We start from the raw sequence: 24,744 nt of genomic DNA on the forward strand, positions 1-24,744 counted from the left end.
TTTTCAAAACATTATGACCATACATCTTTGGAATGCCTCAAGCAATAAAACGATCAGCTATAAAGCAGGCGATACGATACAGATTGATGGGATATCGGCGACTAAACTTAACATTATCTGGTTAAACGGTCAGATCATTTTTGAGGGGCCAAGCTCCCGCTTAACACTAAGCTCGCAAAGCGCAGATATCGCCGATTTGACGTCCTTGATTTTTGTGTTTTCTGACGGCAGTCAATTTAGCTATGTGACTGGCACCACGCAAATATACGGTACGCCATCTGCCGATTTCTTTCGGGGGAACGAACTTGCGAATCTGATTTCTGGCAGTCTAGGTGATGATAAATTAGACGGGCAGGGTGGGAACGATAACTTAGAGGGCGGCGGTGGTGCAGACACGCTTTATGGCGGTAGCGGAGATGATCAATTATCTGCTGGTTGGAGATATGATCTGATAAAGGCGATTTGGGTGCTTGACGACCAAGGTGATTATTTTGATGGTGGCGAAGGTAGTGATACGGTTAATGCCGGTTCTGGAAGCGATACCATTAGTGGTGGTCTGGGTAGTGACAGTCTCGTTGGTGGCGGCGGTCGCGATTCGATTGATGGCGGCGACGGTGACGACTGGATTGATAGCGGTTATATCATAAGCGGCAGTTCAGGCGTCTGGGTGCGAGATGATCTTGGTGATTTGATCCTAGGCGGAGGCGGAAATGATAATGTTTTTGCTGGAGATGGAAACGATACTATCGACGGCGGGGATGGTAATGACAATGTCACTGCAGGTTCGGGAAACGACATACTTGATGGGGGCTCGGGTAAAAATGTTTTGCAGGGCGGCGACGGTGATGACACTTACTATATTCGCAGTGTTACAGATAGAATCTTTGACTCAGCTGGCAACGATACGGCTACTATTTTTGTTGATTGGCTTAAACCCAATCCAAGTATCGAACACTGGAATTTAGCCCCGGGGGTGCAAAAATTACCATACTGGATTGATGCACTCACCTACGACGTAAAGTCTCTAGATGAAGATATTGGTGCAAGTCGAATTGTTTATTATCACTTTGCGAAAGCGGCACCTTCTTGGTTTAGTCAGACTGAGAAGGATACTTTTGTCGCTTTTACAGAGGATCAAATCACCTATGCAAAGAAGGCATTTGACTATATTAGCGCATTGATTAATGTACATTTTGTCGAAACCGCACTATCAAATTCCCCATTAAGCATAGTCTTGGCAAATAGTACCAACACAGCTGGCGCTTCCGCTTACGCCAGTACGATTTCCTCTTGGAGTGGCAATAAATTAATTGTTAATGCAGCCTTTGATAGTCCTAGCAAAGATATTGATGGGACACCATTCCTGCGACTACTTTTGCATGAGATCGGGCATTCGTTGGGGCTTAAACATCCTTTCGGCGAGGCTGACGCGTGGGGTGGCATGGGCCCTGGCCCTTTTCTTCCTAGCGCTGAGGATGTGCAAAGTTGGACTGTAATGAGTTATTCATATGGCTATAAATCAGATTACAAAACCTATAGTCCCCTCGACATCGCATCATTGCAATACATCTACGGTGTATCAAGCCAAGCGAATTCTGAAAATACCGTTTTTAGTTTGAGTGAAACGACGCCCAATTTTATTTGGGATGGTGCAGGTATCGATACTTTGAACGGTTCAGCGCTAAGTCAAGCGCTTACCTTATATCTTGAGCCTGGCTATTGGAGTTACATCGGGGCCAAATCAACATTGATCACATCACCTGGTCAAATCACGATCAATTTCGGTTCGGTCATTGAGAACGCGACAGGTGGTAGTGCTAACGATTACATATCAGGTAATGCTGCGGATAATCTGATCAACGGTAATAGTGGTGATGATGAACTACTTGGACTTCAAGGCAATGATAGTTTGACTGGCGGAAATGGGAACGACAAACTAACAGGCGGAGCGGGTAGCGATACGATCGACGGTGGCGTTGGAGTCGACATAGCCTATTTTTCTGGACTAAGAGCGCAGTATGTGGTCACGACAAGTAATTCGGGACTAAGCTATGTAATTAGCTCGGACGTAGACGGGATCGACTATGTCACCAATGTTGAAAGTATCCAATTTTCGAACGGTATGTATTCGCTAGCGCAATTGTTAGCAAGCAACGATATTGCAGCACCGACCGTACTGAGTTTCTCGCCAGCAGATGAGACATCGTCGGTCGCATTGTCGAGCAATATTGTACTGACGTTTAACGAAGCCATCGCCAGAGGCAGCGGCAGTGTTGTCATTAAGGATGCGAGCAATACCGTGATCGCAATTTACGATGCGGCGAGCAGCAGTAACCTGAATATTTCTGGCGCCACACTGACGATTAACCCGAGTCAAAATCTGGCTTTTGGTACGAGTTATAAAGTGGAGTTCGCAGCAGGCAGTATTAAAGATCTTGCTGGAAATAATTATGCTGGCACGACCAGCTACAATTTTACGACCATCGCCGCGCCAAATAATTTACCTTCTGGAAGCATTGGCATTACCGGCGCTGCAGCACAGGGACAAACTTTAACAGCAGATACAAGCAAGCTCGCCGATGCGGATGGACTCGGAACTCTGTCATATCAATGGCAACGTGCAGGAAGCAATATTAGCGGTGCGACAGGAAATACCTATTTACTCAATCAGAATGATGTCGGCGCAGCGATCAGTTTGGTGGTGAAATACACGGACGGACGCGGTACCGCAGAAAGCCTCACTTCAGTAGCGACTGCGACAGTAGCCAATATCAACGATGCACCAGCAGGTGTCGTGACTATCGCTGGTTCGGCGACACAAGGCCAAGTCCTCAGCGCCAGTAATACCTTGACCGATCTTGATGGTCTCGGTGTGATTGCCTATCAATGGCAAAGTAATGGCGTCAATATTAGTGGCGCAACGACGGCAAACTACACGCTGACACAGACCGAGGTTGGAAAAACCTTGAGCGTGATTGCAAAATATACGGATGGCTTCGGTACCGTAGAAAGTAGAAGTTCAACTACGACTGCGACGGTTGCAAATGTCAACGATGCACCGACAGGTGTCGTGACTATCTCGGGTTCGGCCACACAAGGCAAAGTCCTCAGCGCAAGTAACAGCTTGACGGATCTTGATGGCCTTGGTGTGATTGCCTATCAATGGCAAAGTAATGGCGTCAATATTAATGGCGCAAGCGCATCTAGCTACACTTTAACGCAAGTAGACGTCGGTAAAGTGATGACGGTTAAGGCGACCTATACAGATGGCTTTGGTCTGGTGGAAAGTCGCAGTTCAGTGGCTACTGCAGCCGTCGCTAATGTTAATGATTTACCGACAGGGGCGGTAACGATTTCCGGTTCGACGGTTCAAGGGCAAATACTGAGTGCGAGCAATACGCTGGCCGACCTCGATGGATTGGGAGTCATTAGCTATCAATGGCAAAGTAATGGCATCAATATTAGTGGCGCAACAGCCTCGACCTACACGCTAGCGTTGGGTGATGTTGGCAAAACAATGAGTGTGATTGCGAAATACACTGATGGTTTTGGCACAGCAGAAAGTAAAACCTCGAATGCAAGCAGTGTCATTCAAAATGCAGATACTAGCGCACCAACTGTACTGAGTTTCTCGCCGGCCGATGAGGCATCGGCGGTCGCACTGTCGAGCAATATTGTGCTGACGTTTAACGAAGCCATTACTAGAGGCAACGGCACCATTGTCATAAAGAACGCAAGCAATGCGGTGATCGCCTCTTACGATGCGGCGGGTAGCAGTAACTTGAGTATTTCAGGAAACACTTTAACCATAGACCCGAGTCAGGATCTGGTTTTTGGTACAAGCTATAAAGTGGAGTTTGCTGCTGGTAGTATTAAAGATCTCGCCGGAAATAATTATGCTGGCACGACCAACTACCATTTTACGACCATCGCCGCGCCAAATAATTTACCTTCTGGAAGCATTGGCATTACCGGCGCTGCAGCACAGGGACAAACTTTAACAGCAGATACAAGCAAGCTCGCCGATGCGGATGGACTCGGAACTCTGTCATATCAATGGCAACGTGCAGGAAGCAATATTAGCGGTGCGACAGGGATTACGTATTTACTTAATCAGAATGATGTCGGCGCAGCGATCAGTTTGGTGGTGAAATACACGGACGGACGCGGTACCGCAGAAAGCCTCACTTCAGTTGCGACGGCAAGCATAGCCAATATCAACGATGCACCAACAGGTGTCGTGACTATCTCGGGGTCGGCGACACAAGGCCAAATTCTCAGCGCCAGTAATACCTTGACGGATCTCGATGGTCTCGGCGTGATTGCCTATCAATGGCAAAGTAATGGCGTCAATATTAATGGCGCAACGACGGCAAACTACACACTGACTCAGGCCGAGGTTGGAAAGACCTTGAGCGTGATTGCAAAATATACGGATGGCTTCGGTACCGTAGAAAGCAGAAGTTCAACTACGACTGCGACAGTTGCAAATGTCAACGATGCACCGACAGGTGTCGTGACTATCTCGGGTTCGGCCACACAAGGCCAAGTCCTCAGCGCAAGTAACAGCTTGACGGATCTTGATGGCCTTGGTGTGATTGCCTATCAATGGCAGAGTAATGGCGTCAATATTAATGGCGCTACCGCATCCAGCTACGTCTTAACGCAGGCAGACGTCGGTAAAGTGATGACAGTTAAGGCGACCTATACAGATGGCTTTGGTGTGTTGGAAAGTCGCAGTTCTGTGGCTACTGTAGCCGTCGCCAATGTTAATGATCTACCGACAGGGGCGGTAACGATTTCCGGTTCGACGGTTCAAGGGCAAATACTGAGTGCGAGCAATACGCTGGCCGACCTCGATGGACTGGGAGTCATTAGCTATCAATGGCAAAGTAACGGCATTAATATTAGTGGCGCAACAGCCTCGACTTACACGCTAGCGTTGGGTGATGTTGGAAAAACGATGAGTGTGATTGCGAAATACACTGATGGTTTCGGCACCCTCGAAAGTAAAACCTCGAATGCAAGCAGTGTCATTCAAAATGCAGATACTAGCGCACCAACTGTACTGAGTTTCTCGCCAGCAGATGAGGCATCGGCAGTCGCACTGTCGAGCAATATTGTGCTGACGTTTAACGAAGCCATCACAAGAGGCAATGGCACCATCGTCATAAAGAACGCAAGCAATGCGGTGCTCGCCTCTTACGATGCGGCGGGTAGCAGTAACTTGAGTATTTCAGGAAACACTTTAATCATAGATCCGAGTCAGGATCTGGCTTCTGGTACTAGTTATAAAGTGGAATTTGCAGCAGGCAGTATTAAAGATCTTGCTGGAAATAATTATGCTGGCACAACCAGCTACAATTTTACGACCATCGCCGCACCTAATAATTTACCTTCTGGAAGCGTCAGTGTTATTGGCGTTGCGACACAGGGACAGACTTTAACGGCAGATACAAGCAAGCTCGCGGATGCGGATGGCCTCGGAGCGCTTTCATATCAATGGCAACGAGCAGGAATTGATATTAGCGGTGCAAGAGCAAGTACGTATTTACTCAATCAGAATGATGTCGGTGCGGCCATCAGTGTGCTGGTGAAGTATACAGATGGACGCGGTATCGCAGAAAGGATTACTTCCGCAGCGACAGCGGGCGTCGCCAATGTCAACGATTTGCCAATAGGAATTGTCACTATTTCAGGGCACGCAATTCAAGGAGAAACCCTCACAAGCATCGTCAGTTTGAGTGATTTAGATGGTCTTGGTGCGTTTGGCTACCAATGGCAAAGTAGCGGTATCAACATTATTGGCGCTACGGGAGCAAGTTATACGATAGGTCTTGCAGACGTTGGTAAAACAATTAACTTGATCGTCAGGTACACCGATGGTTTTGGCACGCTCGAAAGTAAAGCCTCGAATTCGACTAGCCCTATTCAAGGCCTCGATGTAACTGCGCCAACCGTTCTGAGTTTTTCGCCGGCGGATGAGGCAATAGATGTTGATCCTTCGAGTAATATTGTGCTTGTTTTTAGCGAGCCTATTGCTCGCGGAAGCGGACTGATTCTCATAAAAGATGCTACGAATACGGTGATAGCGTCTTACTTGGCTGAGAACAGCGCTTATTTATCGATAGTGGGTTCTACTTTGACTATTGATCCAGGCAGTGATTTTTCCCCTGGTTCCGACTATAAAATTGAGTTCGCGCCCGGCAGCATGAAAGATTTAGCTGGTAATAGTTACGTCGGCACCAGCAGTTATAATTTTAAGACTGCGGCCATAGTTGATCTTCACCTGGTCGGTAACGAAGCGAACAATGTCTTAGTTGGCGGTGCGGGGAATGATACCTTGGATGGTGGCTATGGCGATGACACTTTGTACGGCAAGGATGGAAACGATATTTTTGACCCGGCAAATGCCAATTGGGGCGACGATGTGTTCTATGGTGGTAAAGGCAATGACTGGTTCTATTTCGATACACCAGGTGACCGTGGTATTGAATATGCCAACGAAGGGCTTGATACGATTCTTGTTCCTTTTGATTTTTCGATTGCACAACTTCCATACATTGAAAATTTAAGGTCGTGGGGTGGCCAAGGCGTTAGCCTCGTTGGTAACTTGGGCAATAATGACATTATTGGCGCGGGTGGGAATGATGTTCTCGCCGGCCTTGGCGGTTATGATTTTCTAGATGGCCTCGATGGTATCGATACTGCTATTTTTGAGAAAAAACTTTCGAATTATTCTGTTAGCAAATCTGATTGGGGCTATTCCATCCATTCAAAAGATTTCACTGAAGTCGTTGATGTCGCGAATATCGAATCTTTGAAATTTGGTGATATGACGGTCAATCTGACCATTCAGAAACTTGCAGTAAGCTCACCACAAGCCAATGTGCAGCGTTTAATCGAATTGTACGTGGCCTTCTTTAATCGCGTGCCCGACGCCGATGGTTTAGCTTATTGGATAGGCGATATGAACGGAGGACACACGACCGATCAAATTGCGAATAGTTTTTATAATGCCGGCGTTCAATATCCGGCCTTAACCGGTTTCTCGTCCACCATGAGTCATGCGGATTTCATCAACACGATTTATAGAAATGTATTGGGCAGAAGTGATGGTGCGGATGCAGGTGGCTTGGCGTACTGGACAGGAGGATTGCAGAATGGATCAGAGACGCGCGGATCTGTAGTGTCAAAAATCCTCGATTCTGCGCATCGCTTTAAAGGCGATGCGACGTGGGGCTGGGTGGCGAATCTATTGGATAATAAGATTGCCGTGGCTAAGACATTCGCTATTGATTGGGGGCTGGGGTTCGCATCCGGAGCGATCGCTATCGAACAAGGCATGTTGATAGCTGCTGCGATTACGCCTACCGATACGTCGGCTGCCTTAACATTGGTCGGGATCTCAGCTTCAGACATGCACTTGTATTGAAAATGCTCGTTACAAGTGCTCGTTTTTCTTAGCCGTCCACACAATAGTGGGTGTTAGATAAATGTAGGACTTACGCAAAACAGACGCTGGCGTTGTTGTGTACACCTCGCCGTGCAACCGCACTGTCTTCGGCTCCACGCCCCGATTCAAGCATTCGAGGGCATGCTTTAGCCAGGGCAATTTTGCGTAAGTCCTAAAATGAAAAATTTTGTCTAATTCTTAACTTGTTGAAATGAGTCTAAAAGGAAGCCGAGCTTGCATTTTCAATTTAGCCCGTTTTCTTATATGCAAATTTAGCTTCAACCCGCTACAATAGCGGTCTGCAAACATTTGCACACGCGACCGTCTTCCAACGGATAGGATACGAGTTTCCGAAGCTCGCAATACAGGTTCGATTCCTGTCGGTCGCACCAAGCTTAACAGTAGTATTTCTACAGAACTTCTTCTTTGTAAGAAAATAAGTCTAGCTGCGCTATAACTTTTTTCTCTTCGATTCCGATACCCAAGCCTAATAGTCTTACTGGTAATTGTCGCCTTTGATAGCCATTGGTGATTAATTCAGCAAATTTGTCTTTGTCTAAACTATCCGCCCGGCACTCGACCGTCGTTTGTTTGAAGTCTTTAAAACGAATCTTGATATTTAATTTGTGAATTTGATGTTGAGTTTTGGTGCGTTCCACTTGTTTTGATAAGGCCTCATAGAGCATAGGTAATTCGTTTAAGCAGGCGCTTAAGTCAGCTAAGTCTCGGGTATAAGTTTCCTCCACGCTAACCGATTTTCTGACTGAGCTGGCTTGTACTTGTCGATCGTCAATGCCGCGACACAAAGAATATAAACGACTCCCCAATTTGCCAAACTGTTGGAGTAAATCAGGCAGGCTCCATGCGTGTAAATCCTGACAAGTGAGTACGCCTAGCTGCTGTAATTTGGCAGCGGTCACTTTGCCGACGCCAAAAAGTCTGTTCACGGGTAAGGCGGCAACAAACGCTGTTACCTGCTCCGGCAAAATCACATACATGCCATCAGGTTTGTTCCAATCGCTGGCTACTTTGGCAAGAAACTTATTTGGTGCTACACCTGCTGAAGCGGTGATGCCGACTTCGTTGGCGATACGAGCGCGTATTTCTTGGGCGATGCGGGTGGCACTGCCTTGATGTTGCCTTGAGGTACTGACATCGAGAAACGCTTCATCTAAAGAGAGAGGTTCGACCAGATCCGTGTAGTCGCGATAAATCGCCAAAATCTGGCGCGATGCGATTCGATATTTTTCCATGGTGGGTGGCAGGACGATCAGATCGGGACAGCGTTGCAAAGCCTGTGAGGTGGGCATGGCAGAACGTATACCAAATTTGCGTGCGACATAATTGCAGGTTGCTACGACGCCGCGTTGGTCGGCTTTACCACCTATTGCAAGTGGCAGTTCTCGCAGACGTGGATCATCACGCATTTCTACTGACGCGTAGAAGCAATCGCAGTCGCAGTGAATGATTTTGCGTTGTACAGGAGTCATGTGATTCTTAGCTGCGGATATTTGGTACTGATTATTTGATCAGTATTTTAGTGGATTTTTAGTACTTAAGTCATAGATTATTAGTGTCGCCACTTGATTCTTCACATGCCTAATTTGTATGAGAAAATAAATTGGAAATCCAAGTCAACTCTTGGGTGACAAAGCGAGCAAACAAGTTCAGTATGTTGCTCAATTCAGGTTCATCTACTTTTACTTGCCCTACTATGTCCGCTTCCTCGAATCCATTTGCCAATACTGATACTGGTAAGTCCGCATTACTCGGTCAGTTAATACCAGGTGATAAAGAGGTACAAGCCTTGGATGCGAACCAGCTCTTACAATTGTTTGGCGAGTCTATCTGGGTATGGAATATTGTGGATAATCAAATGTCCTTTTCTTCCAGCATACAAAATTTGCTCGGTTATCCAGCGGGCGACTGGGGCAGCCATATTGATGAATGGTTCAGCCGGATTCATGCCGACGATGTGAAATCTGCGATGCAAGCGATGCGTGCCTGTGTGGATGGACGTAGCGCACAATTTCAGGATGAATACCGGATGTTGTGTAATGACGGAAGTTGGAAGTGGGTGCGCGCTCGTGGCGTGGTGTTGGCGAAAAGCGAAACAAATAAGGCCTTGCGTATGCAGGGCACTTTGGCCGCATTACCGGTGGCATTACCTGTATCAAATACTGCGGGACAGAATTATCAACGCGGGCAACAGGTCTTAGAGAATTTGTCACGCGAGCTGCCGAAAATTTTCTTCTATCAATTTCAGCGATTCCCTGGTGGACGTTGTTGTCTTCCTTACGCTAGTGACGCTATCGCCTATGTACATGGGGTACCTGCGAGCGAGGTACAGGATAATGCAGCGCCTATGTTCGCCCAAGTACATCCCGATGACCTGGAGCACTTGCGCGAAGCCATGAAATATTCTGCCCAAACTTTGCAGATCTGGCATCTCAATTACCGCATCGTGTTGAAGCAAGGTGAACGACACTTATCAGGTGAGGCTTATCCGACCAAGCAGCCTGATGGCAGCGTGATTTGGCATGGTTTTTTAGTCGATATCAGTGAACGTAAATTTCTTGAACAACACACGCATGCTGCCGATACGCGGATTCATACTGCCTTGAAATGCATAAAACTTGGTTCTTACGATATTCATATCCCCAGCGGGCAGGGACAATTTAGTCCTGAATATGCGGAGGTATTGGGCTTGCCTGCAGACTACCATAAGCATACTGAAAAATTCTGGCAATATTTTTGGTTGGATGGCTTGCATCCTGACGATGCTATGAGTCTAAAGAATGCTTACCAGCAGCATTTCAAGTCGCAGGGGAAAATTCCGTTCCAGGCAGAGTTTCGATTACGAGCCAAAAATGGTGATTGGCGTTGGTTGTTGTCGATAGGTAGCGTAGTCGAGTGGGACGCAAATGGTCGTGCGGTGCGGATGTTGGGCACCCATGTTGATATCACCGAACGAAAAAAGCATGAGATGGAAATTCGACATTTCGAAGATATTTTGCGTTCAGGTCGAGATCGCTATAAAAAACTGGCGAGTGAATTGGAAATTTTATTTGCTCATACGCCTGTCGGTATTATGTTGGTACACAAGGATAAGATCATGCGAGCCAATCCTATGTCGGCACAGATTTTTGCATATCGTGATGCGAAAGACATGCTGACAGTCTCGGTCTTAACTATGCTCGAAAATGAAGAGGCGTACCAGAAATTGCGCGATCAAATTGCTAAGCGTTTGCAGACCGACTCTCCAGCCGAAGTGTTTTGCTCGCTGAAGCGTGCTGATGGTAAAAATTTCCAGGCGCGCCTGATAGGAAGGGTACTGCCTTTGGAGCAGTTTGCGGATACGACGGTGTGGATGGTGGAAGTCTTGTCTGAGCCTGTGACAAATTAAATTGAATTAGGCTGGACCAAGCAGAATTGAGTTGCGTCACCTACTTAAATAACGCAACTCAATTGTCATCTCTCAAATTGAGCTCAATTTTATTTGCGCAAACGTGGCGCGGGCAAAGCAGGGCGTGCTACTTCAAAGGCATAACCCATATTAAGCAAGCTGGCATCACTCCACGCACCCGCGAAGAAGGAGATACCGACTGGCAAACCTTGTACCAATCCCATAGGCACTGTTAAATGCGGATAGCCCGCAATCGCGGCTGGTGAACTTGAGCTACCTGCAATCACATCGCCTTTTTTGTAATTGATGTCCCAGGCCGGTCCGGTGGTCGGTGCGATCAATGCATTCAATTGATGTTTTTTTAGAGCAGCGTCTATTCCTTCTACGCCGGTCAGTTTTTTAGCGCGGGTACTAGCCTGAATATAATCGGCATCGGTCAAAGGCCCTTTGGCTTGCGCCAATTCCATGATTTCTTGGGCAAAATGCGGCATGACTTGCTTCGCGTTTGCCTTATTAAATTGCATGATGTCGGCCAGTGAGCGAGACTTAACGGTGGCGGGTGTGGCACTCAAATACTGATTTAAGTCAGCTTTGAAATCATAAAGCAAGACAGCAAATTCATCTTTCTCTGCTTGTTCTAAATTGCCTAGCTCAACTTGCTCAATAATGATGGCACCTTGTGCTTTTAAGATATCCAAGCTCTGTTTGAATAAGGCCAAAGTTCGCTTGTCGTAGCCTGCCAACATTTTAGTCACCACGCCGAGACGTTTACCTTTTAGGGCATTCGGATTTAAACCCGCAGTGTAGTCTTTGGCGCGCAATTTATCGGCCTCTTTGGTGGCCGGATCTGCTGCATCTGAGCCGGCGATGGCGTTCATGATCAAGGCCGCATCTCTGACACTTAGGGTCATAGGACCTGCAGTGTCCTGGCTATGACTGAGTGGAATGATGCCGTTGCGGCTGACCAGCCCTAATGTCGGTTTTAAGCCCACTAAACCATTGACGGCGGCCGGGCATACCACGGAGCCATCAGTTTCAGTGCCGATGGCCGCGGGTATCATGCGTGCCGCCACGGCTGCGCCAGAACCAGAGCTGGAGCCGCAAGGGCTTTTACTTGTATTGTAAGGATTGCGGGTTTGTCCGCCTACGCTACTCCAGCCACTGCTGGACTTGGTAGAGCGAAAATTTGCCCATTCACTCAGATTGGTCTTGCCCGCAATGATGGCACCCGCCGCGCGTAATTTTTGTACGATGGTGGCATCGCTACTGGCCATGTTGTCGGCCAGTGCTAAGGAACCTGCTGTTGTGACCATGCCTTGGACTGCAATATTGTCTTTAACCATCAAGGGCAGACCTCGTAAGCTTAAGCTTGGATTAGATTCTGGACGTGCTTGTCTATCAACTGCTTCGGCGTCTTGCATTGCTGCTTTGCGTACCGCAGTTACGGCTGCGAGTTGTGGATTGAGTTGGCTAGTGCGCGCTTGGTAGGTTTTGAGTAGTTCTACCGCCGTGGTTTTACCTTGTTGATACTGTTGGGCGATCGCGGTTAAATCTTGTGTGCTTTGAATACTGGGTTGACTTGATTGAGCATGCGCATAAGGAATGCTGCTAAGGCTGGCGGCGATGATGAGTTTGCTGGTGTTCTTCATATTGTCTCCTGATACAAATGGATTTTAATTTTTGTTAGTGTGACTCTTATTGATACTTGAATCTGGATTTAAGTCGGTACAAATGGCAGCGCTTGTTTGCTGACTGCGACTAGTATGATGTAGCCAAACATCAATCCAGCCAGTATAAAACTGATGATTTGCCCCGCTTTGCTTTTGGCTCGTTTGATGGCAAAAGTGCCCAATACGATGTAGAACACAAGTGCAATTATTTTCGCAGCCAACCAGGTTTGTGCAAGTGGGTTGATGCCTGCAATAAAGGCAAGCGCTATGGCGCTTAGGAGTAGGCAAGTGTCAATAATATGTGGTGTGACTTTGACCCATTTCTTTTGTAGCAAGGAAGACGCTTGCAAGCGCCAAATAAAACGCAAAACAAACAAGCTGCCACTTAATGCCACGCAAGTCATGTGTAAATGTTTTAGCCCTAGGTAACTGTTCATCGATCTCTATCCTTAGGTTTAAATGCGAGCCATGCGGCGACAACGGTAATACTGGCGATGATGGCAATAATAATCCAAAAGCCTGCTTCGTTTTGCGCCCAAGGGATGCCGCCAACATTCATGCCCATCAAGCCTGTTATGATATTGATAGGTAGAGCCAGTACGGTCACGATGGTCAACACGAAAAGCGAGCGATTGTTTTGTTCATTTACATGCGCGGCGATTTCTTCTTGCAGTAATTTGATACGCTCTTGTAGTGATGCCATATCGCTTAATACGACCGAAAATTCCTCTGTGGATTGACGCAATTCATGCACGTCGTTTTCAGCCATCCATTCAGGTGGTTTTTGCAAGAGGCGAAATAGGGCGGCTGGTTCTGGTGCTAACAAGCGTTGCAGGCGAACCAGCAGGCGTCGTAGTTCCCCCAGATTGCTGCGTTTTTTATTTAAACGATCGGCTAACAAATGATCTTCGACATCGTCAATCTTGGTGATGGCATTACGCACGATACCTGTCAACACATCAGCCTGATCGCGTAGTAAATGCGTCAATAGCTCCATAGGAGATTGAAAGATTTCACCCGCGTTGACCGCATTGCGCAAATGGTCGACCGATTTTAAGGGTTTGCGTCTGGCGCTAATCATCAAGTTACGACTGACGTTGAGCCATAGGGTTGCAATGTCCGACGGGTCAAAACTGAAATCATGCAATACGTCGTTGACCACGGCGATCAGGTGTTGATCAGCGTGTTCTATCCGGGTCGAACGTGAGCCTTGATGCAGGGTTTCGTAAAATTCTTCGGGTGATGCGGTGTGCTCATGCAACCATTTTTCTGTTGCAGCATGGCTTAGATTGAAATGCAGCCATAGAAAACTCTGACGCTCCATTGCTTGGGGCTGGCGTAAGTAATCGAGCACTTGCTTGGTATGTAGTAGCTGTCCGGCTTGCTGATTTTCAAATAAATAGCCGCAAATTAATCCCGACTGATCGGCGCCATAAGATAAATGTTCTCTGTCAGCTATTTTGTCCATCGCATCACCTGGGTTTAGTAGCGGCTATTGTAATGCGCCTTGGTGATGGCAATGTGACAAATTAGATCGGTGCTGGGAGCAACGGAATGCAGCGTATAGCACCGAATTTGAGTCGGCTTGCTTTGTGCTTGGATAGACAGGTCGGATATGTGGCAAAACCATTAAGTTAAAGATGATGATTTAAAACCCACAACGCCGAGGCGCAAAGCTCGCGAAAGAGCTTAGAGAAACCTTTTGCCGGCTTTCGTTTTTTTCGGCGACTGAGCGTCTCGGCGTTGAGCGGTATGGCACTTAACTTAGCACTTAACTTTAGCAGTGCAGGTGAAGGTCAGGCCTATCCTTGAAAGATCTGTCCAGCTTGTAGCGGAAATCCTTGTAAGAACTCTTGCGCAGGTAGACGTTTGCCGCCAGGTTTTTGTAACTCCAATACGCGTACAAGAGATTTACCGCCTTCGCATGCAATTAATACCCCTTGCTGCCCGGATGCTTCGATAATAGTGCCACTTGTTTTATCGGTTTCGCCTGCGACAATTTCAGCCCGCCAGAATTTGATGATGGTGTTGTTGATACTGCCATGCGCGGCAGGGAAAGGGTTGAACGCGCGTATCTTGCGTGCTATCACCTGTGCCGGCAAATTAAAATCGAGGGCGGCTTCTTCCTTGCTGATTTTTGCCGCGTAGCTCACGCCCGCTTCCGGTTGCACGGTTGCGACTAGTGGACCTGCACCTAATTGTCGCAAGGCGTCTACGATCATTTGACCGCCTAATTCGGCGAGCTTATCGTGTAATGTGGCAGTGCTGTCTTGTTCGAGAATAGCTAAACTGCGTTTTAATAGCATAGGTCCGGTGTCTAATCCCTCTTCCATCTGCATGATAGTAATGCCAGTTTCCGTATCGCCACTCTCAATCGCCCGATGTATAGGAGCAGCACCACGCCAACGCGGGAGCAACGAACCGTGAATATTCAAACATCCCAAGCGAGGTATTTGCAAACATGAGAGTGGCAAGATTAAGCCATAAGCGGCTACCACCATAACGTCGTGTGGCGTATTGCGCAGTAATTCGTGAGCGTCCGCCGCCACTTCGGGATATTTGCCGTCGAGTCGCAAGGAAATCGGTTGAGCAACCGGTATGTTATGGACTAAAGCGAGTTGTTTGACCGCAGAAGCGTGTAATTGCATGCCACGACCTGCTGGGCGATCAGGTTGGGTCAACACCAAAGGTACTTCGAAACCGGCATCAAGGATGGCTTTTAGGGCGGTGGCGGCAAATTCAGGTGTGCCTGCGAAAATAACTTTCATCGGCGAGCATTCTGTTTTTGTTTGAGTTCGCGCTCTTCTTTCAACATCTTGGTTTTGATGCGATTGCGCTTCATAGGAGACAAGTATTCGACGAAAACTTTACCTTTCAGATGATCCATTTCGTGCTGTATGCAAACGGCCAGAAGGCCATCAGCATGCAATTCAAAAACTTTGCCATCGATATCTAAAGCTCGCACTTTAACTTCGGCGGGACGTTCGACGCCGTCATAGATACCCGGTACCGAAAGGCAGCCTTCATCATAGACTTTGCGCTCAGGACTCTCCCAAATGATTTCTGGATTGATGAAAACGCGTAACTCGGAATTGTCCTCTGAGGTGTCAATAACGACTAATTGCTCATGCACATCGACTTGCGATGCGGCCAGGCCAACGCCCGGGGCGTCATACATGGTTTCTGCCATATCAGCGACTAATTGTTTCAGGCGCTCATCAAAAACGGTGACTGGCTTAGCGATTTTATGCAAGCGTGGATCGGGATAACGAAGAATATTAAGTATAGACATAAGACAATTCACAACAAACGAGAGGCGCCAGATTGCGGTTTCTCTTGCTAGTTCAAGGATTTATGGGCAGAATTTGATTCAATTTGGTAAGTTTGGCAAGAGCAACATCATCCAGGCGAAATAAAGCAGTATCACTTCGGCAGAGGATAGAGGCGCGCCATTCCCTAGAATCAGCTACCTGCATCGGAAAAATTCATGAAAAAGTTTAGCACAATCGCCCTCGCTTTGACTTTTCCTCTCACGCTTTCAATGACAGCCGTGGCACAGGAAACAGTAAACACAGCACCTTCAGCATTGAGCAATAAATGCCAATTCTTACCAAATGCGCCAGATAAACATGTTGTGGCAAAAGGCGACACTTTGTGGGGAATTTCCGGTAAATTTTTACAAAATCCATGGTGTTGGCCTGAAGTCTGGGGCATGAACAAGGACGAAATTCGCAATCCGCACTGGATTTATCCTAATCAAATAGTCTATTTTGACCGTGTAAATGGTCGTTTGCGTTTGGCAAATCCGCTCGATGGGGCGGCTACAGGTATTTCAAAACTGACGCCACAAATTCGTAGTATGGGGATAGAGGGCGCAAACGCGATCCCTGCCATTCCAAATAATTTGATTGAGCCTTACTTGTCTCAACCACTCATCATTGAAAAAGAAGAATTCGCGAATACGCCACGTATAGTGGCAGCGCAAGAAGGACGGGTTTATTTAGTTAAGGGTGATAAAGTTTATGTCCGTGGCGATCTGAAGAATGGCACTTCATTTCAGGTATTTCGTCCTGGCGTTGCATTGAAAGATCCTGATACTAAAGAAATCATCGGTTATGAAGCCGTGTATATCGGGACTGTTAAATTAGAACGTACTGCAAAAACCGCGGATGGCGTTGATACTTTTACAGTGGTCTCTTCCAAAGAAGAAATGGGGATAGGTGATCGTCTGGTGCCAATTCCGCCAACGCCCATTACCAATTACGTTCCCCATAGTCAGGAAAAAGAAGTAAAGGCACGGGTGATTGCCGTGTATGGCGGAGTTAGCGTGGCGGGTCAAAATAACATAGTGAGTATTAATCGTGGTTCGAGCATGGGCATTGATGTTGGCACGGTTCTGGAACTCGGTCGCTATGGTCAGGTCATCCCAGACAAAACCAATGATAAAAAACCCATACGTTTGCCCGATGAAATGTATGGGCAGTTATTTATTTTCCGTGTATTTAAGAACATTTCATATGGTTTGGTGATGCAGGTGACTGACGTGGTGAACGTCGGTGATATTGTTCGCACTCCAGAGAAATAAGTTTCATTTATGACAGCAAGATAAACTGCCTAGTGATGCAAAGTGATGAACTCGATTGGATAGATTGGCTGCATTTATTGCAGATCCCGGGTATCGGAAACGAAACGGCACGTAAGTTGCTCGCTGCTTTCGGCTTACCATCGCAAATATTTCAGACAGAATTTGCCGCATTGCAGACTCAAGTGCCGGCGCGCATTGCACGCTTGATACTGCAAGAGCCAGATGATGCGTTAAAGGCGCAAATTGAGTTGACCCAGCAGTGGTTACAGCAAACTGGTAATCATGTACTCACATTAGCAGACGCATGCTTCCCGTCCAATTTGTTGACTATCCCTGATCCGCCCTTGATGTTATACCTTAAGGGGCGTATCGAATTACTTGCGGTGCCGGGAGTCGCTGTTGTTGGCAGTCGTAATGCCACAGCACAGGGTGTTCAGAATGCAGAAAAATTTTCAGAACATTTAAGTCATGCGGGTTTGACCGTCTGCTCGGGACTCGCTGCAGGAATTGATGCGGCAGCTCATCAGGGAGCTTTACGAGGTCAGGGATCAACTATCGCAGTGATAGGAACGGGCGCTGATATTGTATACCCAGCACGAAATCGTGCTTTGGCACATCAGATTGCGGAGCAAGCTTGCATAGTGAGTGAATATGCCTTAGCAACGCCTGCAATTGCCAGTAACTTTCCAAGACGTAATCGTATTATTTCTGGGCTTTCACAAGCAGTCTTAGTAATTGAGGCTGCGGCGCAATCCGGATCTCTGATTACTGCCCGAATGGCGGCAGAGCAAGGGCGGGACGTATTTGCGATACCCGGGTCGATTCACTCGCCTTTGGCAAAAGGTTGTCACCAGCTGATTAAGCAAGGTGCAAAGCTGGTAGAAACGGCTCAAGATATTTTGGATGAGATACAAGTTCTCAGCGGTCCTGAGTCAAAATTGCCCATCGTTTCGTCGACACCAGAAATTGCGCCTGAGCATGAGCTGCTTTCGATAATCGGGTATGATCCGGTGCACATGGATGTCTTGATGACACGGAGTGATCTAAGTATCCACGAATTGTCCGCTCAATTACTTGAGTTGGAGTTGCACGGCAAGATAGAAGTGTTAGCAAGCGGACTACTTCAACGCCTGCATAGTCCGGATTAAGTTTGCTGACTCAGAAAAAATTAACATCGTCTATTTTTGATTTGAAGTATTTATGTTTGATATTCTTGTTTATCTGTATGAAACCTACTATCGACCGGAAACCTGCCCTGACTCTATCGTTTTAGCGAAGAAGCTATCGGCAGTAGGCTTCGATGATGAAGAAATTGTGGAGGCACTTGATTGGTTGAGTGCCTTGGCGAATGCAACGAAGCCACAGGCTTATGAAATTGGTTTAGATGAAACAAGTATTGAAATTCCGTTAAACGCAGGATTTCGTGTTTTTACCGAGCATGAGAGTAGTTGTTTGGGTGTTACTGCAATTGGTTTTTTACATTATCTGGAAAATGCTAATTTGCTTAATATACAACAACGCGAAGTGGTTATTGAGCGCGCCATGGCGCTGGATGATGCGCCGGTCGCTTTAGATAAGCTAAAGGTCGTGGTCTTGATGGTGCTTTGGAGTCAGGGCGCGGAACTCGATATCTTGAAATTTGATGATTTATTATTATCAAATCATGAAAGTGAACCGCGTTTGCTACACTAGTGCCATCAAAATACAGGTTTTAACAGTATTTTTCGTTTATTTGTGGCAAATAACGTGCTTCTATTGCAGTTGATGATTCATTCCGTTTATTATTCCCCGCTAATATATAGCGCTTTTCTTACAGTATGGCTTGGAGATAATTTAATAAGTCAGCTTAAGCGAATCGTATGTTTGCCTGGCAGCCCATCACCGTTGACGATGTAAATAGTTCCCGATTGAGTGGAATAATCAGTATCCAAACTGGTGAAATCATTGATTCGTGTGTTCGCCAAGTGTCGCAATCAAACTTCATAACAAAATTCTAAAATTAGAAGCTCAACTATGACAAAAACCCTCATCATCGCCGAGAAGCCCTCGGTAGCGAATGACATCGCAAAAACCTTGGGTGGTTTCACCAAGCACGATGATTATTTTGAATCTGACGAGTATGTTTTGTCTTCAGCCGTCGGTCATTTGTTGGAAATCGCAGTACCGGAAGAATATGACGTTAAACGTGGAAAATGGACGTTTGCGCATTTGCCTATGATTCCGCCGCATTTTGCCTTGAATCCTATTGCCAAGACAGAGTCGCGCCTGAAGGTGCTGAATAAACTTATAAAACGCAAAGATGTCTCCGCCTTAATTAACGCATGTGACGCGGGCCGCGAAGGGGAATTGATTTTTCGTTTAATAGCACAACATGCGAAAGCCAAGCAACCAATCAAGCGTCTATGGTTGCAATCAATGACCGCTGACGCGATTCGTAGCGGTTTCAAAAAATTGCGCAGCGATGAAGAAATGCTGCCGCTGGCTGACGCTGCGCGTTGCCGTTCCGAGGCCGACTGGCTAATTGGTATCAATGGCACTCGTGCCATGACTGCATTCAACTCCAAAGAAGGTGGTTTTTATCTGACTACGGTGGGACGGGTACAAACCCCGACATTGTCTATCGTCGTTGAGCGAGAAGAAAAAATTAAGAACTTCGTTCCCAGAGATTTTTGGGAGGTGCGGGCGGAGTTTGTTTGTGCTGCCGGTATTTATGAAGGCCGTTGGTTAGATCACCAATTTAAAAAGGAGGAGACTGATCCTGAAAAGAAGGCAGAACGTCTGTGGAGTAAAGCAGCCGCAGAATCTATCGTTGCAGCATGCCGTACCAAGCAAGGTAATGTTACCGAAGAGTCTAAGCCCGCAACCCAAATGGCACCAGCGCTCTTCGATTTGACTAGTCTGCAACGTGAGGCGAACTCGAAGTTTGGTTTTTCTGCGAAAAATACTTTAGGCCTGGCCCAGGCGTTGTACGAAAAGCATAAGGTGTTAACTTATCCGCGTACCGATTCGCGTCATTTGCCGGAAGATTATCTGCCGTCGGTGAAAGAGGCTTTAAGCAAAATTAGTGAAATCAATAATTTCCAGCAATTCGCTGCGAAAATTCTGAACAATAATTGGGTTAAACCGAATAAACGTATTTTTGACAACACCAAGATCAGTGATCACTTTGCGATTATTCCGACTGGTCATATTCCTAAGAATTTGTCTGAACCTGAGCAAAAGCTGTATGACTTGGTGACACGCCGTTTTATGGCGGTGTTTTTTCCTGCTGCCGAGTATCAGGTAACAACGCGGATAACAGAAGTGTCTGGGCATCAGTTTAAGACTGAAGGTAAAGTCATGACCAATCCTGGTTGGTTGGCGATTTACGGTAAAGAAGCCCAGGATGAAACCGATCCTGAAAATAAAGGCAATCTGGTTGCGGTTGCAAAAGGCGAAAAAGTCAAAACCGAAAAAGTTGTCGCCAATGGTTTGGTCACCAAACCGCCTGCACGATACTCGGAGGCAACTTTGTTATCCGCTATGGAAGGCGCTGGCAAGTTGATTGATGATGAAGAGTTGCGTGAGGCGATGTCCGGAAAAGGACTGGGAACGCCTGCAACGCGTGCGGCGATTATCGAAGGCTTGTTGTATGAAAAATATTTGTTGCGTGAAGGCCGAGAATTAATCCCTACCGCTAAGGCGTTTCAATTAATGACGCTATTGCGCGGTCTCGGTGTTGATGAGCTAACTTCGCCAGAGTTAACCGGTGGCTGGGAAAACAAACTTGCACAAATGGAACGTGGCAAGATTACCCGTGAAGAGTTTATGCGTGAGATCGCGCAGATGACGCAGATCATTGTAAAGCGCGCAAAAGAATTTAATAACGATACGATACCTGGCGATTATGCGACCTTGCATACGCCTTGCCCTAATTGTGGTGGCGTGATCAAAGAGAACTATCGTCGTTTTGCTTGTACTAAGTGTGAATTCTCTATGAGTAAGACACCTGGCAGTCGTCAGTTTGAAGTGGTGGAAGTCGAGGAGCTCTTAAGTAAACGCGAAATTGGACCGTTACAAGGATTTCGCTCTAAGATGGGACGTCCATTCGCGGCAATTTTGAAGATTGTGCGGGATGAAGATATCAATAATCTCAAGCTAGAATTCGATTTTGGACAGAATCAGGATGATGGCGAAGAGGGCGAGGATCATGACTTTACTCAGGCGCAAGTGCTGGGAGCATGTCCAAAATGTGGCAGCAATGTGTATGAACTTGGCTTGGCCTATGTCTGCGAAAAATCTGTGGCTAAACCTAAGGCCTGTGATTTTAGAAGTGGGCGGATTATTTTGCAGCAAGAAATTTTGCCGGAGCAGATGCGCAAATTATTGGTTGAGGGTAAAACTGACTTATTGCCTGGATTTATTTCGCAAAGAACCCGTCGTCCGTTTAAAGCCTTTTTGGTAAGAGGCAAGGATGGGAAAACTAGTTTTGAATTCGAGGAACGCAAAGCTAAACCAGTAGCAAAAACCGCTACGAAAGCAAAAGCAGAATCTGCAACTGAAGTGCCAGTAAAGAAAGTGACAGCACGAAAGAAGAAAACCGCCTAACCAAATACCGTCTTAGCGGTATATTGGTGTCGGGCGCTGGTTTGTTCACATAGAGGATGTATGGACCATAGTGCTTTATTAACTAGTGCGCGCGCAGAATTTATGCGTAGTTTCACCGAGGCTATGCAGCGCACGGTACCGAGATGTATCGAAGATTTTTTTGTTAAGGCGGATGACACTTATTCATCCCTTGAGCAAGGCCGCTTTTTGGATGCGCGAACCGTATTGGTGGAGCAAGGCAATAACGTCATTGTGCAAATGACGAACACGATGGAACACTTGTTGGCGCGTAGTTTCAAGACGACCTACAGTACCTACCGGCCTAGTGCTAATTTTAATACGGAATCGCTTACGCTAATTGATCCTACTGCGTTTGAAGGCGGCTTACGCATTGAAGAAATCACCAATCGATTCCGGCGTGAAGCTGAAGAGCAATTGCGTGATTTAAATATTCGTATTGCGATTTTATTCGAGCAAGAGGTGACCAATGAGCGTGAAAACCCGTTCCGGCCCTATTTATTCTCGAGATGTATTTCTTCTACGGTTGAGAATCTTGAGATTAATCCGAGTCTTACGGATATATTGATTGAGCGCCTTTCCGATAATTTCATCTCCTTCGTTCCCGCTATTTATACCGCAGTCAATTTGCACTTAGCTCAGCACGGGATTGCAGCTCAGCTTCAACTAAAAATCCGTAAATCGCCAACATCGACCCTGCAGCACGAAGAGACCAATACAATCCAGCCAGATTCGGAGCCGGAGGAACTTGAGGAGGATGCATTCAACTCATCCCGTGGTTCCGCACATCGTGGCTCCGCGCGCCAGCAAGCGCCGCGAACCAGTCAAATGGAGCAGTTTTTTAGTTCCGCATTGTCGCGCGCCTCTAATTTAATAAGTGGTCGTTCGGGTGCTCCTCAGGCGAATCAAGAGCAAGAGGGCGGGCTGCAATCGGAAAATGACGCATTCGATAAGCGCGTGAATATCCCGGCAGGAAATGCGGGCTCGAATTCGGAAACTAAGGGCATATTCTCATGGGTGCGTAACGGTGAGGCGCTTGGTGAGTCTGTTCGAAAGTTTTTTGGCGCACAGTCAACTGGTTCTGCGGCATCGAGTGTAAACACCGGAGCGCAGGGTTCTATGCTGTTTGCGAACTCTGCTCCTGTTACGACGCCTGGTAATGCTGGACACGCAAATGGAGCAAATTCCAGCAGTTCTCCCGTTGCAGCTGAAACTCAAGGAGGCGGCATCAATGGCAATATCGGAATGCAAGGATCGAGCGGCTTTCACGGACTAAGCAAATCTATTCACAGTTTTCAAAGAACGTTCACGCCCTCGGGGCCGGACATGTTCGATGGCACCGGAGAGGTACGTAACCTTATTCTGGAGCAAAGGGGCGCGTTAAACGAGCTGACATCGAATATTGATGAGCAGATGACGATAGATATCGTCGCTATGCTGTTCGAATTCATATTGCGAGATACGCAAGTTCCTGCTGAGATTCGTGCGCAACTCGGGCGCCTGCAATTTTTGGTATTAAAGCTCGCGCTCAAAGACAGTACTTTACTGACGCAAAAAGGGCACCCAGCGCGACTTTTGGTCAATCGTATAGGATCAATTTCTTTAGGGTTGAAGCAAATTGACCCTAGTGGCATAGAAATTACGAAAGAGATTTGCCGTATTGTTGAAACTTTGCTGCACGACGAGAGTGAAAACCCACAAATTTTCTCTCGTATGCTCGATGAATTTGACGCCTTCATCGCGAAGGAGCTTCGTGCCAGTGATAAGAAAACAGAGCACGCAATTGAAGGGGCAGAAAACGCGAGAAATAGAACGCTGCGCTTTGCTCATACTTCCGCGCAATTACATGAAGCCTTGCTTGGCTTAACGATAGATCCTTATTTGCAAACCTTTTTTGAAACTACTTGGGTATATGCGTTAGAGCTTGCTGATAGAGAAGATGCAAAGCGAGCACACCGTTTCCGCCTCTTAGTTCCTGATTTATTGTGGAGCATTATCCCTAAATCGAACGAAGAAGAGCGTTCACAATTATTGGCATTGTTACCAATAATTTTGACGACATTAAAAGAGGGAATGGCAAGCATCAAGTTAAATGCCACTCAGCAAGAGGGCTTAATGAACTGGTTGGTCGACGCGCACACCAAGTCTTTGCGTCTAAATCATTCTCTAACATTGCAGAAGCAAGCTTCGCTATCCGCGATCCATCAGCATTTTAATAATTTCTTTGCCGATCCTGATTTAGAGAACTTTGCAGCTCTAAAGACACCTGAAAGTTCTGGTGTGAAGCGTTTTCTCGACGATGCTATTAAGGAATTGGACATCCAGGTTCAATTATTGGATCAGGTTTATGTCCATGAGCTACCCAAGGAAAGCCCAGATGAAGAGCAAAAAGCGGCAGACAACGGTATTGATTTGGTCATGGAGCAATTGAAAACGGGCGTAGCGGTTGAAATTAATTTGGGCGGCGAACCCGGTCAAGGTAAATTGAATTGGATCGATCCGGCATTGACGAACCTAATTCTTACGCTGGATGGACAGGAGCAACCATCCATGGTCAGTGTAAGAATGTTTCGCCGTATGATTGCGCATGGACGGGTGAAATTTTTGGAAACGGAGCCTTTGTTTGAACGCGCGGTTCAGTCCTTGTTGAAATCTGCCGACTTGCTTGAGGCTGCAAAGTAGATACTAATTAAATTGTCAGCATTTATCTTGAAAGGCGCTCCGCTTGCGGAGCGCCTTTCTTTTGTAGTGAGGGTTGTGATCTAAATAGCGACCAACTCAAGTGGAGGATTTATATGATTTATTCAGTTTATCCAAATAAGACTTGCCAAAAAGAAGTAAGGCTTGCTATAGTTCGCCTCCCGCAGAAATGCGGGGTTGAAATAAGTAGGTATGCAAGCAGTTGTTCGATGATTTCCTGATGTTTGAATTAAGTTGAAGAAACAAAAATTTAAACGGTAGTAAAAACAGGGGGTTGACGGAAAGTTAGAAGTGCTGCATAATCTCGTTTCTCTGCTGCTGA

General features: G+C 46.7%; 13 protein-coding genes and 1 tRNA gene. 8 read left to right on the forward strand and 6 right to left on the reverse strand.

Translation table 11 applies throughout. The features are described from left to right. The first annotated feature begins 13 nt into the window (after window positions 1-13). Both AC1RR2_RS14695 and AC1RR2_RS14700 read left to right on the forward strand, forming a co-directional pair. Window positions 14-7,435: an Ig-like domain-containing protein gene (locus AC1RR2_RS14695; protein ID WP_493223015.1), complete on the forward strand. Its 7,422-nt coding sequence runs from the start codon at window positions 14-16 to the stop codon at window positions 7,433-7,435. A 338-nt stretch (window positions 7,436-7,773) separates the two neighbouring features. Next, window positions 7,774-7,848, forward strand: a tRNA-Arg gene (locus AC1RR2_RS14700). An 18-nt stretch (window positions 7,849-7,866) separates the two neighbouring features. Here the strand turns inward: AC1RR2_RS14700 and dinB are convergent. Continuing rightward, complete coding sequence (dinB, locus tag AC1RR2_RS14705; protein WP_493223016.1) at window positions 7,867-8,946, reverse strand: DNA polymerase IV; 1,080 nt, start codon at window positions 8,944-8,946, stop codon at window positions 7,867-7,869. Between the two features lie 224 nt (window positions 8,947-9,170). Between dinB and AC1RR2_RS14710 the strand changes: the two genes are divergently transcribed. Beyond that, window positions 9,171-10,862, forward strand: coding sequence for a PAS domain-containing protein (locus tag AC1RR2_RS14710; RefSeq protein ID WP_493223017.1), 1,692 nt, complete (start codon window positions 9,171-9,173; stop codon window positions 10,860-10,862). Between the two features lie 89 nt (window positions 10,863-10,951). On the opposite strand, the gene AC1RR2_RS14715 is transcribed toward AC1RR2_RS14710, so the two are convergent. From AC1RR2_RS14715 to def, 5 genes are all read right to left on the reverse strand, one after another. Then, the gene (locus AC1RR2_RS14715; protein ID WP_493223018.1) at window positions 10,952-12,511 is read right to left on the reverse strand and encodes an amidase; all 1,560 of its coding nucleotides are present in this window, start codon (window positions 12,509-12,511) and stop codon (window positions 10,952-10,954) included. Window positions 12,512-12,579: 68 nt separating this feature from the next. Beyond that, entirely contained in the window at window positions 12,580-12,969 is a 390-nt protein-coding gene (locus tag AC1RR2_RS14720) for a SirB2 family protein (RefSeq protein ID WP_493223019.1), read from the reverse strand. Continuing rightward, entirely contained in the window at window positions 12,966-14,000 is a 1,035-nt protein-coding gene (locus AC1RR2_RS14725) for a transporter (protein WP_493223020.1), read from the reverse strand. The genes AC1RR2_RS14720 and AC1RR2_RS14725 overlap by 4 nt, the downstream gene beginning before the upstream one ends. A 334-nt stretch (window positions 14,001-14,334) precedes the next feature. Next, window positions 14,335-15,300: a methionyl-tRNA formyltransferase gene (gene fmt, locus AC1RR2_RS14730; RefSeq protein ID WP_493223021.1), complete on the reverse strand. Its 966-nt coding sequence runs from the start codon at window positions 15,298-15,300 to the stop codon at window positions 14,335-14,337. After that, window positions 15,297-15,824, reverse strand: a complete 528-nt coding sequence (def, locus tag AC1RR2_RS14735) for a peptide deformylase (RefSeq protein ID WP_493223022.1) — start codon at window positions 15,822-15,824, stop codon at window positions 15,297-15,299. The genes fmt and def overlap by 4 nt, the downstream gene beginning before the upstream one ends. A 195-nt stretch (window positions 15,825-16,019) precedes the next feature. Here def and AC1RR2_RS14740 point away from each other — a divergent pair, with 195 nt between their 5' ends. From AC1RR2_RS14740 to AC1RR2_RS14760, 5 genes are all read left to right on the forward strand, one after another. Then, window positions 16,020-17,117, forward strand: a complete 1,098-nt coding sequence (locus AC1RR2_RS14740) for a LysM peptidoglycan-binding domain-containing protein (protein WP_493223023.1) — start codon at window positions 16,020-16,022, stop codon at window positions 17,115-17,117. A gap of 35 nt (window positions 17,118-17,152) precedes the next feature. Next, window positions 17,153-18,265 carry a DNA-processing protein DprA gene (gene dprA, locus AC1RR2_RS14745; protein ID WP_493223024.1) on the forward strand — a complete coding sequence of 371 codons (1,113 nt, stop codon included), beginning with the start codon at window positions 17,153-17,155 and terminating at the stop codon, window positions 18,263-18,265. A gap of 52 nt (window positions 18,266-18,317) precedes the next feature. Next, window positions 18,318-18,809 (forward strand): Smg family protein, encoded by a 492-nt coding sequence (locus AC1RR2_RS14750; protein ID WP_493223025.1) that lies wholly within the window; start codon window positions 18,318-18,320, stop codon window positions 18,807-18,809. Between the two features lie 321 nt (window positions 18,810-19,130). Next, on the forward strand, window positions 19,131-21,704 hold the full coding sequence (locus AC1RR2_RS14755; protein WP_493223026.1) for a DNA topoisomerase III: 2,574 nt from the start codon (window positions 19,131-19,133) through the stop codon (window positions 21,702-21,704). A 60-nt stretch (window positions 21,705-21,764) separates the two neighbouring features. Then, entirely contained in the window at window positions 21,765-24,404 is a 2,640-nt protein-coding gene (locus tag AC1RR2_RS14760; RefSeq protein ID WP_493223027.1) for a DUF1631 family protein, read from the forward strand. The last annotated feature ends 340 nt before the right edge of the window (window positions 24,405-24,744 follow it).

It is taken from the genome of Undibacterium sp. GW821-FHT11H02 (genome assembly GCF_058808015.1).

Coding starts and splice junctions, on each gene's coding strand:
- AC1RR2_RS14695 (WP_493223015.1), top strand. CDS start 14: ATGACCATACATCTTTGGAATGCCTCAAGCAATAAAACGATCAGCTAT.
- dinB (WP_493223016.1), bottom strand. CDS start 8,946: ATGACTCCTGTACAACGCAAAATCATTCACTGCGACTGCGATTGCTTC.
- AC1RR2_RS14710 (WP_493223017.1), top strand. CDS start 9,171: ATGTCCGCTTCCTCGAATCCATTTGCCAATACTGATACTGGTAAGTCC.
- AC1RR2_RS14715 (WP_493223018.1), bottom strand. CDS start 12,511: ATGAAGAACACCAGCAAACTCATCATCGCCGCCAGCCTTAGCAGCATT.
- AC1RR2_RS14720 (WP_493223019.1), bottom strand. CDS start 12,969: ATGAACAGTTACCTAGGGCTAAAACATTTACACATGACTTGCGTGGCA.
- AC1RR2_RS14725 (WP_493223020.1), bottom strand. CDS start 14,000: ATGGACAAAATAGCTGACAGAGAACATTTATCTTATGGCGCCGATCAG.
- fmt (WP_493223021.1), bottom strand. CDS start 15,300: ATGAAAGTTATTTTCGCAGGCACACCTGAATTTGCCGCCACCGCCCTA.
- def (WP_493223022.1), bottom strand. CDS start 15,824: ATGTCTATACTTAATATTCTTCGTTATCCCGATCCACGCTTGCATAAA.
- AC1RR2_RS14740 (WP_493223023.1), top strand. CDS start 16,020: ATGAAAAAGTTTAGCACAATCGCCCTCGCTTTGACTTTTCCTCTCACG.
- dprA (WP_493223024.1), top strand. CDS start 17,153: ATGCAAAGTGATGAACTCGATTGGATAGATTGGCTGCATTTATTGCAG.
- AC1RR2_RS14750 (WP_493223025.1), top strand. CDS start 18,318: ATGTTTGATATTCTTGTTTATCTGTATGAAACCTACTATCGACCGGAA.
- AC1RR2_RS14755 (WP_493223026.1), top strand. CDS start 19,131: ATGACAAAAACCCTCATCATCGCCGAGAAGCCCTCGGTAGCGAATGAC.
- AC1RR2_RS14760 (WP_493223027.1), top strand. CDS start 21,765: ATGGACCATAGTGCTTTATTAACTAGTGCGCGCGCAGAATTTATGCGT.